We start from the raw sequence: 14,517 nt of genomic DNA, 5'->3' as shown, positions 1-14,517 counted from the left end.
CCCCCTCCGCCACCCCGCCCGACGCCGCCGATCCCCTCACCGGCGAGGACCCGGTCCGCACGCCGCCCCTGCTCCACGACCTCGACGGAGTGGACGTCGACGTCGACATCACCCCTCCGGCGCAGCCCGGCTCCCTCTCGCTCTCCGTCGCCGCCGACGCCGTCGACCTCGCCGAGTCGGACTCCACCGCCCTCCAGCGCCGGTTCACGGGCGGGCTCCCCACGGTCACCGTCACCGACTCGCGCGTCGGCGCGCAGAACGACTGGTACGTCCTCGCCTCGGCGAGCGCCCTCACCGGCGCGAGCGCCTCGATCGGAGCCGACCACCTCGGCTGGACCCCGCGCCTGATCACCGGCACCGGCGCCGTCGCGGGCGATCCGGTCGCCTCCTCCCTCGAGGGCGGCGCGGGCCTGCGCGACGCGCTGCTGCTCGGAGCCGCCGGCGGGGCCGGCACCTGGAGCGCCGACGCCGAGCTGCGGCTGCTGGCCGAGCCGGACGTCGAGGCCGGCTCCTACCGCTCGACGATCACGCTGTCGCTGTTCGCCTAGGCGCGGACCAGCGCAACGGCCGGGGACCGCGCCCCGCGGTCACTCCTGAGCGACCGCGACCGCCACGACGAGCGCGGAGTGGACCGTCGGCTCCGAGACGGCGAAGTAGCGGCTCGAGCCCTCGATCCAGGCCTCGGTCGCACCCTCCCTGGTGCGGAAGCGGACGGGCTCGTCGCTCGAGGTCCCACGCCCGTCGGCCTTCGCGACCGCCTGCGAGCGCAGATCGGCGAGCACCTGCTCCGCCGTCGTCGCCCCGGAGGCCACGCGGTCGCGGACGGTGCGGGCGCGCACCGCGTCGATCCCGATGTCGCGTCCGGTCGCCAGCGCCGCGACCACCGCGCCGTCGCAGTGCGCGATGCTGATCCGCATCCGCTCCAGCGCCGGGTGCTCGCCGCCGAGCACCGGGCGGCCGTGCGGTCCGGAGCAGCGCTCGCAGCGCGCGTCCACGGCGACCTCGAGGGGATCGATCCCGAGCGTCTCGGCGGCAAGCTCGCGCACGAGGACCCGGCCGAGGAGGAAGCCGTCCCGGACCTCGCGCCGACTCGTCGCCTCGTAGCGCAGGCGCTCGGCGAGGGTGAGCAGGCGCAGCATCCGGTGGCGGGCGGAGTCGAGGACCTCGGGCCGCGCCCAGCGCAGCTGCACGTCGTCGGTGGCGAGGAGGGGGAGTCCGGTCATGCCCCGGACGCTACGCACGCCAGGCGACATCGGCGTGACGGGAGGGTGGCCGGAGGGAGACGGGCCGCTGTTGACTGGGAGGCGTGCAGACCTTCCTCCCCTACCCCGACTTCCACCGCAGCGTCCGCGCCCTCGACGGCAAGCGGCTCGGCAAGCAGCGCGTCGAGACGCTGCAGGTCATGCGGGCGCTGACCGTCCCGGGGTACGGCTGGCAGAACCACCCCGTCACGCGGATGTGGCGGGGCTACCGGCCGGCGCTGATGACCTACCAGCGCGAGACCTGCGCGGAGTGGACGGAGCGCGGCTTCGCCGACACGTGCCTCGTGAAGACCGAGGAGGCCCTCGCCGCCGCCCCGGAGGATCTCGCCGCCTACCTGACCGGCGACTACCCGCTCCCGCCGTGGTTCGGCGACGAGCGGCTGCACCTCTCGCACCGCTCGAAGCTCGTGGCCAAGGACGAGGACCACTACGGCCCGCTGTTCCCCGGCACGCCGCCGGGGCTCGACTACCTCTGGCCCGTCGGCGCCTGAGCTCAGGCCGCGGGCGGGCGGAGGAACGGGATCGCGATGCGCGGACGGAACACCTCGCGCTGGTTCGCCTTCACCAGTCCGCAGATGATCAGCACGAAGTGCACCAGCCAGAGCACGGCGAACAGCGTGATCGGGATGCCGATCGGGTAGAAGCCCTTCGCGAGCGGGGTGTCGGAGGCGGCGAAGAGCAGCACGACGTGCGCGCCGAGCGTCACGACCCCGATCAGGATCACCGTCAGACCCCAGTTCGCCGCGTTCCGCGCGTTCTCGGCGGCGAGCCCGCCCTTTCTCCGGGCGGAGGGGTACACGGACGCCATGACGATGCCGCCCACGATCAGGCTGAGGAACGGGATCCCGATGAACGCGAGGAAGCCGAGAGCGTACGAGAGGGCGCCCGTGGGCGGTGCGGGGACGGCCTGCGGGGGCGCGACCGGAGCGGCCTCCGGGGTCGTCGCGTCGGCCGGTCCGGGGTCGGAGGAGGGGCTCGCCATGCCGACAGCCTAGGGAACACCGTCCCCCGGGTGGCGGTCAGGGTCTTTTCAGGCCTCTGGCCGGGCCTTCGTCTTCGGGGGCTCTCGGGTTAGTCTGTCGAGGTTGACCTGCCGCACGGAGCGTGCAGGGCGTCGGCCGCGGTCGTCGCAGCATCCGGGGGGATTCGCGAAGGAGAAGGTTTGGCGTCCGACAGAAGGACCACCGGTGGTGTGGTCAAGGCGATCGTGGGCTTCCTGGGCATGAGCGTCGTGGCCGGAGTCCTCGTGACCGCCACCGTCACCCCGGCTGTGGCGCTCGCCGGAGTCGCCGCGAACCAGTCGATCGGCGTCTTCGACGGCCTGCCCGACTACCTCGAGGTCGACAAGCTCTCCGAGAAGAGCAACATCTACGCGACCGGCTCCGACGGCCCGCAGCTGCTCGCCTCCTTCTACGTCGAGAACCGCGTCGAGGTGCCGCTCGACCGCATCGCCCAGGCCGCCAAGGACGCCGCCGTCTCGGGTGAGGACCCCCGCTTCTACGACCACGGCGGAGTCGACCTCCCCGGCACGCTCCGCGCCGTCGCGCAGACCTATGTGCTCGGCAACGACGTGCAGGGCGGATCCTCGATCACCCAGCAGTACGTGAAGAACGTCCTCGTCGAGAAGGCCGTCCGCAACATCTCGGACGACGCCGAGCGCGCGGCCGCGATCGACGAGGCCACCCGGACCTCCCCCGAGCGGAAGCTCCGCGAGATGAAGCTCGCCATCGGGCTCGAGAAGCAGTACACGAAGGACCAGATCCTCCAGGGCTACCTCAACATCGCGTTCTTCGGAGGCACCACCTACGGCCTCGAGACCGCCGCGAACTACTACTACGCGACCTCGGCCGCGGACCTCTCGATCGCCCAGGCCGCGAGCCTCATCGCGATCGTCAACAACCCGGCCGTCCTGCGGATCGACCAGCCCGACAACCCGGACAACGGCGCCGCGAACGGCTACGCCCGCAACAAGGACCGCCGCGACTACATCATCGGCAAGATGCTCGAGGAGGGGAAGATCTCGCAGGAGGACCACGACGCCGCCGTCGCCGCTCCGATCGAGCCCCGCATCACCCAGCCCAGCACCGGCTGCTCGACCGCGGGCAACGCGGGCTTCTTCTGCGACTACGTCACCAACGTCCTGAAGAACAACGAGATCTTCGGCGCCGACGAGGACACCCGCTGGACCAACTTCCGCCGCGGCGGCCTCGACGTCTACACGACGCTCGACGTCGGCCTGCAGGACGCGGCCGTCGCCGCCGTCGACGCGCAGGTCCCGCAGACCTGGAACTTCGACGTCGGAGCCGTCTCGGTCAGCGTCGAGGTCGGATCCGGGCGCGTGCTCGCGATGACGCAGAACAAGAAGTACTCGCAGGATCCGGACGTCCTCACGACGGACCCGTCCTACAGCGCCGTGAACTACAGCACCGATCGGGCCAACGGCGGATCCTCCGGGATCCAGCCGGGCTCGACCTACAAGCTCTTCACCCTGGTGGAGTGGCTGAAGGAGGGCCACAGCATCAACGAGTCGGTCGACGGGACGCGCAAGTCCACCTGGGGCACCTTCACGGACTCCTGCGTCTCCGGCGGCACCGACACGAGCAACGAGACGAGCGCGAAGAACGACGAGGGCGGAACCGGCGAGGTCGGCACCCCGGTGTCCTTCACGAAGACCTCCCTCAACACCGGCTTCGTCGGCATGGCCCGTGAGCTCGACCTGTGCGGCATCCGCGACACCGCGGTCGACATGGGCGTGAAGCAGGGCAGCGGCGAGGAGCTCGAGCACAACCCGTCGTCGGTGCTCGGCACGAACTACGTCTCGCCCCTCTCGATGGCCGGCGCCTTCGCCACCATCGCCTCCGGCGGCACGACCTGCGACCCCGTCGCGATCGACCGCATCACCGACTCCGCCGGAGCCGACCAGCCGGTGCCCCCGGCGAACTGCCGCCAGTCGATCGACCGCAACGTCGCCGCCACCGCGGCCGTCGCGCTGCAGGCGACCTTCACCGGCGGAGGGACGGCCGTGGCCTCCCGCACCGGCGACGGCGTTCCGCTGATCGGCAAGACCGGCACCACCGACGACGCGAAGGCCACCTGGATGACCGGAGCGAGCACCCGCGTCGCGACCGCCGTCGGCGTGTTCAACGTGAAGGGCGACGCGAACCTGCGCCTCGGCCGCTACTCCTTCGACTCCGGATCCGCCGCCACCGCGCGCCACCGCATCTGGCCGGTCGTCATGCGCGCCGCCGACGCGACGTACGGCGGGACGGAGTTCCCGGAGGCCGACGGCTCGCTGCAGGTCGTCCCGAAGGTCGACATCCCGGATGTCGTCGGGCTCTCCTCCGCCGACGCCGAGGCCAAGCTCGAGGCGGCCGGCTTCGGCGTCGTGCAGGGCGGCACGGAGGCGAGCGACGCCGCGGTCGGGACGGTCACCCGCGCCGACCCGTCGGGCTCGGCCCCGCGCGGCACCGCGATCACCGTGTTCACCAGCTCCGGCAACCAGAAGACCGTGCCGAACGTGACGGGCCAGGATCTGGAGGCCGCGAAGAACGCCTTCGGCGCAGCCGGCTTCACGAAGATCACGCTCGCCTGCGCCGAGGACCCGAAGGCGCCCGACGCCGGCCAGGTCACCGGGCAGGAGCCGGCCGGCGGCTCCCCCGTCGCTCCGGACGCCACGCTGAAGGTGACGATCACCGCGAAGAAGTGCCCCTGACCGGCGCCTGACGGCTCGCGAGAACGCGTCCGGCCCGCGAGGATCCTCGGATCCCGCGGGCCGGACGCGTTCCTGTCGGACGACGGCGTCGGAGCCGGCGCTACTGCCCGCGGCCCCGGATCGCGCCGACGATCGCGACGGTCGCGAAGTAGACGATGAGGGCCAGCACGCCGAACGAGGCGAGCGCCCCGCTGGCCTCGGCCCAGGGCCGTCGCTCGTCCGTCATGGTGCCGGGCATGACGATGTCGAGGGCGAACATGCCCACCGCCAGGGCGAAGCAGACGAGGCTCAGCACGAGCAGCGCCCGGACCGCCTTGCCCACGGGGTCGTAGTAGCGCGGGTTCGACATCGTGCCTCCGGTTCTCGTGCTCTCGTGTCTATCCCGCCCGGACCGCTGTGGCAAGCCGTGGGGACGCGAAGACCCCCGCCCCTCCCTCTCCGCGGGCGCCGTTCGTGACGACGGGCGGTGCCGTCGTCACGAGCGGTGTCTCGCGGGAGGAGGAGGGACGGGGGTCGGAGCGGGACCGGCTACGCGGCCAGCGGGAGGGCGGCGGCCGAGGTCACCAGCAGCTCGCCGGCGACGGCGTCGACGCGGACCGCGCCTCCGTCGGAGACCTCGCCGCTGACGAACAGGTCGGCGATCCGGTCGTCGATGGAGCGCTGGACGAGCCGGCGCAGGGGCCGGGCGCCGTACTGCGGCTCGTAGCCGTTCTCGGCGAGCCAGTCGACGGCCGCCTCCGTCACCTCGAGCGTCACCTCGCGGGGAGCGAGGCGGGAGCGCGTGGTGTCGAGGACGATGCCGACGATCTCCCGCAGCTGCTCGCGGCCGAGGCGGCGGAACAGGACGATCTCGTCGATCCGGTTGAGGAACTCGGGGCGCATCGCCTCGCGGAGACGGCCCATGACGCGATCGCGCAGGTCCTTCTCCGAGGCGAAGCCCTCGGCCGACGCGTCGGTCTGAGCGACGAAGCCGAGCGCACCCGACCGCGAGGCCAGGAACTCCGAGCCGAGGTTCGAGGTCATGATGATCACCGTGTTGCGGAAGTCGACCGTCCGCCCCTGGCCGTCGGTCAGACGCCCGTCGTCGAGCACCTGCAGCAGCAGGTTGAACACGTCGGGGTGCGCCTTCTCGATCTCGTCGAAGAGGACCACCGAGTACGGGTTCCGGCGCACGCGCTCGGTCAGCTGACCGGCCTCGTCGTAGCCGACGTACCCGGGGGGGGCGCCGACCAGCCGCGAGACCGTGTGACGCTCGCCGAACTCGCTCATGTCGAAGCGGATGACCGACTGCTCATCAGCGAAGAGGGAGCCCGCGAGGGTGCGCGCCAGCTCCGTCTTGCCGACACCGGTCGGGCCGAGGAAGAGGAACGAGCCGACCGGGCGCGAGGAGTCGCCGAGGCCTGTGCGGCTGCGGCGGACGGCCCGGGCGACCGCGGTGACCGCGTCGTCCTGGCCGATGACCCGCTGGTGCAGCTCGGTCTCGAGGTGCGCGAGGCGCTCGCGCTCCCCCTCCGTGAGCCGCGACACCGGGATGCCGGTGGCGCGAGCGATGACGGCCGCGATCTCGGTCTCGCCGACGACCGCCTCCGCGGGGGCGCTGCCGGTGGCCGCGTCGAGCTCCGCCTGCACGGCGCTGATCTCGTCGCGGACGCGGGACGCCTCCTCGTAGTGCTCGGCCGAGACGGCCGCGTTCTTGTCGGCCTCCAGGGTCGCCAGACGCTCGAGCAGAGCTCCGGTGTCGACGCCGGCTCCGAGGCGGAGGCGGACGCGCGCGCCGGCCTGGTCGATCAGGTCGATCGCCTTGTCGGGCAGCACGCGGTCGGTGAGGTACCGGGCCGAGAGCTCGACGGAGGCGCGGAGGGCCTCGTCCGTGAAGCGCACGCGGTGGTGCTCCTCGTAGGCGGGGCGCAGGCCGTGCAGGATGGCGACCGCGTCCTCGATGCCGGGCTCGCCGACGCGGACCGGCTGGAAGCGCCGCTCCAGTGCCGGGTCCTTCTCGATGGTGCGGTACTCCTTGAGCGTGGTGGCGCCGACGAGGTGCAGCTCGCCTCGGGCCAGACGCGGCTTGAGGATGTTGCCCGCGTCCATGCCGCCCTCGCCGCCGCCGCCCGCACCGACGACGGTGTGGACCTCGTCGATGAAGACGATCAGCTCGCCGGAGTGCGCCGCGATCTCGTCCATGGTGCCGGTGAGGCGCTCCTCGAAGTCGCCGCGGTAGCGGGTGCCGGCCAGCATGCCGGGGAGGTCGAGCGAGATCACGCGCTTGCCGCGCAGCTGCTCGGGGACCTCCTCCGCCACGATCGCGCGGGCCAGGCCCTCGACGATCGCGGTCTTGCCGACGCCGGCCTCGCCGACGAGCACCGGGTTGTTCTTGGTGCGGCGGCTGAGGATCTCGACGGTCTGCTCGATCTCGTCGGCGCGCCCGATGACCGGGTCGAGCCGGCCCTCGCGGGCGAGAGCGGTGAGGTCGGTGCCGAACTTGTCGAGCATCGGAGTGTCGGAGGCGGGCTGTCCCGCCTCCTGCTGCTGCGGGGCCTCGGTCTCGCGCATGCCCTGGGTGAGGGCCTCGGCGGTGACGCCGGCGCGGGCGAGGACCTGCCCGGCGGGGGCGTCCTGGCCGAGCACGAGCGCGAAGAAGAGGTGCTCGGGCTCGATGTAGGTCGAGCCGCTGGAGCGGGCGACCTGGTAGGCGTGGAACAGCGCGCGCTGCGCGCTGGGGGTGATGGTGGCCGCGTTCTGCGAGGCGTGGGCCTCGTCGGCCTGCGGGAGGCGCGCCTCCGCGGCGGTGGCGATGGCGGCGGGGTCGACGCCGATGCGGCGCACGGCCTGCGAGACGGTCTCGTCGTCGATGAGCACGCGGAGCACGTGCAGGGCGTCGAGCTCGGTCTGGCCGCGCTCGAGGGCGAAGCGTCCTGCGGACTGCAGGATGTCGCGGGTACGGGCGGTGAGGAATCGGCTGAGGTCGATCGACCGCGCCGCGCGGGCGCGCTCACCGTCGAGGTAGCGGGCGAGGAAGTCGTCGAACGAGCTCGCTCCGGCCTCGCTGTAGTTGTCGGGCACCTGTCCTCCTGAGGAAGTTGAGTCGGTTACGCTCAAGTTCAACGCAGGATTGCCGTTCCTATTCCCAGCCCTCCCCCGCGAGATGCCGCTTCGGTCCGCGGCACACCGCGGCGGGCGTTCCGACCGGCGTCTCGCGGGGACGGGAAGAGGCACGGACTCCGGGGAGTCCGTGCCTCTCTGCGCCGACGCGCATTTCCTCCGGGGTGGGAGCTCTAGGGGACGAGGTAGCCCGCCGCGCGGAACAGCTCGTACCACTCCGGCCGCGTGAGCGGCAGATCGGAGCCGAGGGCCGCATCGCGCACGCGCTGCTCGTTGGTCGTGCCGAGCACGACCTGCATGCCCGCCGGATGGCGGGTGATCCAGGCGGTGGCCACGGCGATCGCCGGGACCTCGTAGGTCGCTGCGAGCCGGTCGATGACGGCGTTCAGCTCGGGGTAGGCCGGGTTGTCGAGGAAGACGCCGGTGAAGAACCCCGCCTGGAAGGGCGACCAGGCCTGGACGGTGATGTCGTTCAGGCGGCAGTAGTCGAGGATGCCGGCGTCGCGCATGACGGACTGGTCCTCGCCGACCATGTTGGAGGCGACACCCTGCGCGATCAGCGGCGCATGAGTGATCGAGAGCTGCAGCTGGTTCGCCACGATCGGCTGGTTCAGCGACTTCTTCAGCAGCTCGATCTGGTACGGCGTCTGGTTCGAGACGCCGAAGTGCTTCACCTTGCCGGACGCGTGCAGCTCGTCGAACGCGCGGGCCACCTCATCGGGCTCGACGAGCGCGTCGGGCCGGTGCAGGAGCAGCACGTCGACGTAGTCGGTGCGCAGCGCCTTCAGCGAGCCCTCGACCGAGGCGATCAGATGCTCGTACGAGAAGTCGAAGTAGGGGCCGTCCGGGACGATGCCCGCCTTGGTCTGCAGGACGACCTGCTCGCGCTCCGACGGGGTGAGCGCCATCGCCTCGGCGAAGCGCTCCTCGCAGCGGTGCAGCTCGCCGCCGTACACGTCGGCGTGGTCGAAGAAGTCGATGCCGGAGTCGCGGGCGGCGCCGACGAGGCCGCGGATCGCCTCGTCGCTCATCTCGGGGATGCGCATGAGGCCGAGGACGACGTTCGGGGAGTCGACACCGGAGGTGCCGAGGGGGACGTGCTTCACAGGGAGTGCTCCTTCGTTGGATACCTCGTCCACGGTAGGCGCCCCGCCTGGGCGCCGTCCAACAGGGGGTGCTGGTGCGATTCATCCGGCGGAGTGGTCAATCGGCGGAGGGTGTTCAGCCTGCAGGAAGAACGTGCTGCCCGGGCCAGGATCCCGCGGCAGGACGGGAGCTCTCCGTCGTTCTTCCTGAGTTGTGAACGGCTTGTCCGACCGCTGGGACGGTGGAAGGCTGCCGCCATGACGATCGAGGTGCGCGCGGCCACCGTCTTCGACGACCTGGCGACGATGGTCGGCCCGAAGCGCCCCGACGCGAGCGTGTGCTGGTGCCTGAGCTACCGGCTCCGCTCCTCCGTCGAGAACCGGGCTCTCGCCGGTCCCGCTCGCGGTGCCCGGGTGCGGGAGCTCGTCGCGGAGGACCCTCCGCCCGGCGTCCTCGCGTACGACGGCGAGGAGGTGGTCGGCTGGGCGGCGGTGCACCCCCGGGCCGACACGAGCTACGCGACGAACCGGCGCATCCCGCACGTGGACGCCCTCGACGTGTGGAGCGTGTGGTGCCTGCGCGTGCGGCCCGGCTTCCGCGGACGCGGGATCTCGCATCCGCTGCTCGAGGGCGCCGTCGAGTTCGCCCGATCGCAGGGGGCACCGGCGATCGAGGGCTACCCGGTCGACAACGCCGGCACGGAGGTCGACCTGACGATGGCGTACGTCGGCACGCGCTCGCTGTTCGAGCGCGCCGGCTTCGAGAAGGCCGCGGACACGACCTCGGTGCTCGACGGCTTCCCCCGGGTGCTGATGCGCCTGGCCCTCTGAGGCGCGCACGACGGCCGCTCCGGCCCCGCTCCGCGAGACACCGACGTACCGCGCGAGGCGCCGCCGACAGGACGGCGCCTCGGCGACAGGGCGGCGCCTCGCCGGGTGCGGTGACCCGGCGCCCGCCCGCCGCCCGGAGATGAGGAACGGCCCCTCACCCGCGAGGGGAGGGGCCGTTCGCCGTGGAGGTCGGGACGTGGTGTCGACGCCTAGAAGTCCCAGTCCTCGTCCTCGGTGTTCACGGCCTTGCCGATCACGTAGGAGGAGCCGGAGCCCGAGAAGAAGTCGTGGTTCTCGTCCGCGTTGGGCGAGAGGGCCGACAGGATCGCGGGGTTCACATCGGTGACCTGCTTGGGGAACATCGGCTCGTAGCCGAGGTTCATCAGCGCCTTGTTGGCGTTGTAGTGCAGGAACTTCTTGACGTCCTCGGTCAGGCCGAGCTGGTCGTAGAGGTCCTGCGTGTACTGCGCCTCGTTGTCGTAGAGCTCGTAGAGCAGCGAGAACGTGTAGTCCTTGATCTCGTCGCGCTTGGCCTGGTCGACCCGCTCGAGCCCCTTCTGGAACTTGTAGCCGATGTAGTAGCCGTGCACGGCCTCGTCGCGGATGATCAGGCGCACGAGGTCGGCCGTGTTGGTGAGCTTGGCGCGCGAGGACCAGTACATCGGCAGGTAGAAGCCCGAGTAGAAGAGGAACGACTCCAGCAGCGTGGAGGCGACCTTCCGCTTCAGCGGGTCGTCGCCGCGGTAGTAGTCCATCACGATGGACGCCTTCTTCTGCAGGTTCGGGTTCTCCATCGACCAGCGGAAGGCCTCGTCGATGTCCTGAGTGTTCGACAGGGTCGAGAACACCGAGGAGTACGACTTGGCGTGGACCGACTCCATGAACGCGATGTTCGTGTAGACGGCCTCCTCGTGAGGCGTGATCGCGTCCGGGATGAGCGAGACGGCGCCGACGGTGCCCTGCACGGTGTCGAGCAGGGTGAGCCCGGTGAACACGCGCATGGTGAGCTGCTGCTCCTGGTGCGTGAGCGTGTTCCACGACTGGATGTCGTTCGACAGCGGGACCTTCTCGGGCAGCCAGAAGTTGCTCGTGAGGCGGTTCCACACCTCGACGTCCTTGTCGTCCTGGATCCGGTTCCAGTTGATCGCCTGGACGGAGTCGACGAGCTTGAGCTTCTCGGGGGGAGTCATGATTCCTTCTCGCTGCTGCGGATGGGTCGTGCGGAGGGGGGTGGGGCTGCGTGCTCTAGAGCATGCACGAGACGCACTGGTCGAGCTCGGTGCCCTCGAGCGCCAGCTGACGGATGCGGATGTAGTAGATCGTCTTGATGCCCTTGCGCCAGGCGTAGATCTGGGCGCGGTTGACGTCGCGGGTGGTCGCCGTGTCCTTGAAGAAGAGCGTGAGCGAGAGGCCCTGGTCGACGTGCTGCGTGGCGGCGGCGTAGGTGTCGATGATCTTCTCGTAGCCGATCTCGTACGCGTCCTGGTAGTACTCCAGGTTGTCGTTCGTCATGAACGGCGCCGGGTAGTAGACGCGGCCGAGCTTGCCCTCCTTGCGGATCTCGATCTTCGACGCGATCGGGTGGATCGAGGACGTCGAGTTGTTGATGTACGAGATCGAGCCGGTCGGCGGGACGGCCTGCAGGTTCTGGTTGTAGATGCCGTGCTCCATGACCGAGGCCTTGAGCGCACGCCAGTCGTCCCGGGTGGGGACCGCGATGCCCGAGTCGGCGAAGAGGCGGGAGACGCGCTCGGTGGCCGGCGCCCACTCCTTCTCCGTGTAGGTGTCGAAGAACTCGCCCGAGGCGTACTTCGAGTCGGCGAAGCCCTCGAAGGTGGTGCCGCGCTCGATGGAGAGGTTGTTGGAGGCGCGCAGGGCGTGGAACAGCACCGAGTAGAAGTAAATGTTGGTGAAGTCGATGCCCTCCTCGGATCCGTAGTGGATCCGCTCGCGGGCGAGGTAGCCGTGCAGGTTCATCTGGCCGAGGCCGATGGCGTGCGACTTGTCGTTGCCGTCCTCGATCGAGCGGACCGAGGTGATGTGCGACTGGTCGGACACCGAGGTGAGGCCGCGGATCGCGGTCTCGATGGTGCGGCCGAAGTCGGGCGAGTCCATCGTCAGCGCGATGTTCAGCGATCCGAGGTTGCAGGAGATGTCCTTGCCGATCTGCGCGTAGGAGAGGTCCTCGTTGTAGGTCGTCGGAGTGTTGACCTGGAGGATCTCGGAGCAGAGGTTGGACATGTTGATGCGGCCCTTGATCGGGTTCGCCTGGTTCACCGTGTCCTCGAACACGATGTAGGGGTAGCCCGACTCGAACTGGATCTCGGCGATGGTCTGGAAGAACTCGCGCGCCGAGATCTTGGTCTTCTTGATGCGCGGGTCGTCGACCATCTCGCGGTACTTCTCCGAGAGGGAGATGTCGCCGAAGGGGATGCCGTAGACGCGCTCGACGTCGTAGGGCGAGAAGAGGTACATGTCCTCGTTGTTCTTCGCGAGCTCGAACGTGATGTCGGGCACGACGACGCCGAGGGAGAGCGTCTTGATGCGGATCTTCTCGTCGGCGTTCTCGCGCTTGGTGTCGAGGAAGCGGAGGATGTCGGGGTGGTGCGCCGAGAGGTACACCGCTCCCGCGCCCTGGCGCGCGCCGAGCTGGTTGGCGTAGCTGAAGCTGTCCTCGAGGAGCTTCATCACGGGGATGATGCCCGAGGACTGGTTCTCGATCTGCTTGATCGGAGCGCCGGCCTCGCGGATGTTCGAGAGCGAGAGGGCGACGCCGCCGCCGCGCTTGGAGAGCTGGAGCGCGGAGTTGATGCCGCGGGCGATCGACTCCATGTTGTCCTCGATGCGCAGCAGGAAGCAGGAGACGAGCTCGCCGCGCTGTGCCTTGCCTGTGTTGAGGAAGGTCGGGGTCGCGGGCTGGAAGCGGCCGGCGACGATCTCCTCGACGAGGGCGGTCGCGAGCGTCTCGTCGCCCTGGGCGAGGCCGAGGGCGGTCATCACGACGCGGTCCTCGAAGCGCTCGAGGTAGCGCTTCCCGTCGAACGTCTTGAGCGTGTACGAGGTGTAGTACTTGAACGCGCCGAGGAAGGTCGCGAAGCGGAACTTCTTCGAGTACGCCAGGTCGTTGAGCTGCTGGATGAACTCGAACGAGTACTGGTCGAGCACGGCCTGCTCGTAGTACTCCTTCTCGACCAGGTAGTCGAGGCGCTCCTTGAGCGTGTGGAAGAACACCGTGTTCTGGTTGACGTGCTGCAGGAAGAACTCGCGAGCGGCCTCGCGGTCCTTGTCGAACTGGATCTCTCCGTTCGGGCCGTAGAGGTTCAGCATCGCGTTGAGCGAGTGGTAGTCCATCTGTGCGGCGTCGCGGGGAGCGTCGATCACTGCTGCGTCCAAAACGTGTCCAATCCTTCGTCGACGGCGCGGACGTCGTCGGGTGTTCCGAATACTTCGAATCGATAGAGGTGCGGCACCTCGCACTTGCGGGCGATGATGTCGCCGGCGAGGCAGTACGCCTCGCCGAAGTTCGTGTTGCCGGCGCCGATGACGCCGCGGATCAGGGAGCGGTTGCACGGATCGTTGAGGAACCGGATGACCTGCTTGGGGACCGCTCCTCCGCCGTTGCCGCCGCCGTAGGTGGGGAGGACGAGCACGTACGGCTCGTGGACGTGGAGCGTGTCGAGGGCGGCTCCGTCGCGACGGGCGTGGAGCGGGATGCGCTGCGCCGGCCGTCCGAGCTTCTCGATGAACCGGTGCGTGTTCCCCGAGCTGCTGGAGAAGTACACGAGCCCGCTCATCCTTCGGCCCCTCTCCCCGTCAGCTGCTGTTCTCGGTCCCGCCTCCGAGGCGGCTGCGCGGTGAGCCGCAAGGCGGAGGAGGAAGCCGCAGCGGCGCTACGGCGCCCGCCGACGACGTCGCGGATCGCCGCCCGTGCGCCTCAGAGGGTCGCGATCTTGTCGGGGCGGAAGCCGGACCAGTGGTCGTCGTCCGTGATGACGACCGGCGCCTGGAGGTAGCCGAGGGCCTTGACGGCCTCGAGGGCCTTCTCGTCCACGGAGAGGTCGAACACCTCGTAGTCGATGCCCTTGCTGTCGAGGGCGCGGTACGTCGCGGTGCACTGGACGCAGGAGGGCTTGGTGTAGACCGTCACAGCCATGGGTGTCGCCTTTCGGAGGGGGTGTCCCGGTGCCGCTCCCCGACCGGCGGCTCGCGATGCGGGCGGGGTCGGAGGGTGGTCCGGGTGAGTTCTGGGTGCCGGTGGGGCTCTCGCTCCGACCTGCTCAGCAATACTACATATAGGGGGCGGGCCGGTGTCAGCCCACTAGACGTAGTAGTTACAGCCGTGTAGTTATCCACCGGTTCCTCCCCCGTTCATCCACAGGCCGGAGCCCGTGGAATCGCGGAAGGACGCGGATCCGGACGAACCATCCACAGGTGTGGACAGAAGGATCCCGTTCACTGTGTACAACGCGCCACGGCGTGTCGGCATGCCCGACCGGTGGGGTCCGCGCGGCGGCTCGACCACAAGATG

The 14,517-nt window shown here is 69.9% G+C and carries 13 protein-coding genes; 4 read left to right on the top strand and 9 right to left on the bottom strand.

Features of this window, described 5'->3' with window-relative positions; genetic code table 11:
* Positions 1-548 (top strand): hypothetical protein (locus C5C57_RS18190; RefSeq protein WP_104297745.1); only part of this gene is annotated, 548 nt, incomplete at its 5' end.
* Between the two features lie 39 nt (positions 549-587).
* Here C5C57_RS18190 and C5C57_RS13885 read toward each other — a convergent pair.
* Positions 588-1,223, bottom strand: a complete 636-nt coding sequence (locus C5C57_RS13885; protein WP_104247717.1) for a 4'-phosphopantetheinyl transferase superfamily protein — start codon at positions 1,221-1,223, stop codon at positions 588-590.
* Positions 1,224-1,306: 83 nt separating this feature from the next.
* Between C5C57_RS13885 and C5C57_RS13880 the strand changes: the two genes are divergently transcribed.
* Positions 1,307-1,753, top strand: coding sequence for an MSMEG_6728 family protein (locus C5C57_RS13880; RefSeq protein WP_104224363.1), 447 nt, complete (start codon positions 1,307-1,309; stop codon positions 1,751-1,753).
* 2 nt (positions 1,754-1,755) lie between these two features.
* On the opposite strand, the gene C5C57_RS13875 is transcribed toward C5C57_RS13880, so the two are convergent.
* On the bottom strand, positions 1,756-2,244 hold the full coding sequence (locus tag C5C57_RS13875; protein WP_104247716.1) for a DUF4870 domain-containing protein: 489 nt from the start codon (positions 2,242-2,244) through the stop codon (positions 1,756-1,758).
* A 180-nt stretch (positions 2,245-2,424) separates the two neighbouring features.
* Here C5C57_RS13875 and C5C57_RS13870 point away from each other — a divergent pair, with 180 nt between their 5' ends.
* On the top strand, positions 2,425-4,974 hold the full coding sequence (locus C5C57_RS13870; RefSeq protein WP_258068718.1) for a transglycosylase domain-containing protein: 2,550 nt from the start codon (positions 2,425-2,427) through the stop codon (positions 4,972-4,974).
* A gap of 100 nt (positions 4,975-5,074) precedes the next feature.
* Here C5C57_RS13870 and C5C57_RS13865 read toward each other — a convergent pair whose 3' ends face one another.
* The 3 genes from C5C57_RS13865 to C5C57_RS13855 all read right to left on the bottom strand — a co-directional run bounded on the left by C5C57_RS13865 (position 5,075) and on the right by C5C57_RS13855 (position 9,179).
* Positions 5,075-5,323 carry a hypothetical protein gene (locus C5C57_RS13865; RefSeq protein WP_104224361.1) on the bottom strand — a complete coding sequence of 83 codons (249 nt, stop codon included), beginning with the start codon at positions 5,321-5,323 and terminating at the stop codon, positions 5,075-5,077.
* Positions 5,324-5,502: 179 nt separating this feature from the next.
* A complete protein-coding gene (locus C5C57_RS13860; protein ID WP_104297744.1) occupies positions 5,503-8,034 on the bottom strand; it encodes an ATP-dependent Clp protease ATP-binding subunit in 2,532 nt (843 codons plus the stop codon).
* Positions 8,035-8,246: 212 nt separating this feature from the next.
* A complete protein-coding gene (locus tag C5C57_RS13855) occupies positions 8,247-9,179 on the bottom strand; it encodes an aldo/keto reductase family oxidoreductase (protein ID WP_258061406.1) in 933 nt (310 codons plus the stop codon).
* A 237-nt stretch (positions 9,180-9,416) separates the two neighbouring features.
* On the opposite strand from C5C57_RS13855, the gene C5C57_RS13850 reads away from it, so the two are divergent.
* A complete protein-coding gene (locus tag C5C57_RS13850; protein WP_104297743.1) occupies positions 9,417-9,989 on the top strand; it encodes a GNAT family N-acetyltransferase in 573 nt (190 codons plus the stop codon).
* 209 nt (positions 9,990-10,198) lie between these two features.
* Here C5C57_RS13850 and nrdF read toward each other — a convergent pair whose 3' ends face one another.
* The 4 genes from nrdF to nrdH all read right to left on the bottom strand — a co-directional run bounded on the left by nrdF (position 10,199) and on the right by nrdH (position 14,142).
* Positions 10,199-11,179: a class 1b ribonucleoside-diphosphate reductase subunit beta gene (nrdF, locus tag C5C57_RS13845; protein ID WP_104224358.1), complete on the bottom strand. Its 981-nt coding sequence runs from the start codon at positions 11,177-11,179 to the stop codon at positions 10,199-10,201.
* Between the two features lie 55 nt (positions 11,180-11,234).
* Positions 11,235-13,340 carry a class 1b ribonucleoside-diphosphate reductase subunit alpha gene (gene nrdE, locus C5C57_RS13840; protein WP_104250945.1) on the bottom strand — a complete coding sequence of 702 codons (2,106 nt, stop codon included), beginning with the start codon at positions 13,338-13,340 and terminating at the stop codon, positions 11,235-11,237.
* A gap of 26 nt (positions 13,341-13,366) precedes the next feature.
* Positions 13,367-13,783, bottom strand: coding sequence for a class Ib ribonucleoside-diphosphate reductase assembly flavoprotein NrdI (gene nrdI, locus C5C57_RS13835; RefSeq protein ID WP_104224357.1), 417 nt, complete (start codon positions 13,781-13,783; stop codon positions 13,367-13,369).
* A 140-nt stretch (positions 13,784-13,923) separates the two neighbouring features.
* Positions 13,924-14,142 carry a glutaredoxin-like protein NrdH gene (nrdH, locus tag C5C57_RS13830; RefSeq protein ID WP_068255139.1) on the bottom strand — a complete coding sequence of 73 codons (219 nt, stop codon included), beginning with the start codon at positions 14,140-14,142 and terminating at the stop codon, positions 13,924-13,926.
* Positions 14,143-14,517: the final 375 nt, after the last annotated feature.

It is taken from the genome of Rathayibacter sp. AY1C5 (assembly GCF_002931705.1).
Taxonomy (GTDB): Bacteria; Actinomycetota; Actinomycetes; order Actinomycetales; family Microbacteriaceae; genus Rathayibacter.
The sequence above is the reverse complement of the archived record's forward strand: the minus strand, read 5'-3'. Positions and strand labels throughout refer to the sequence as shown.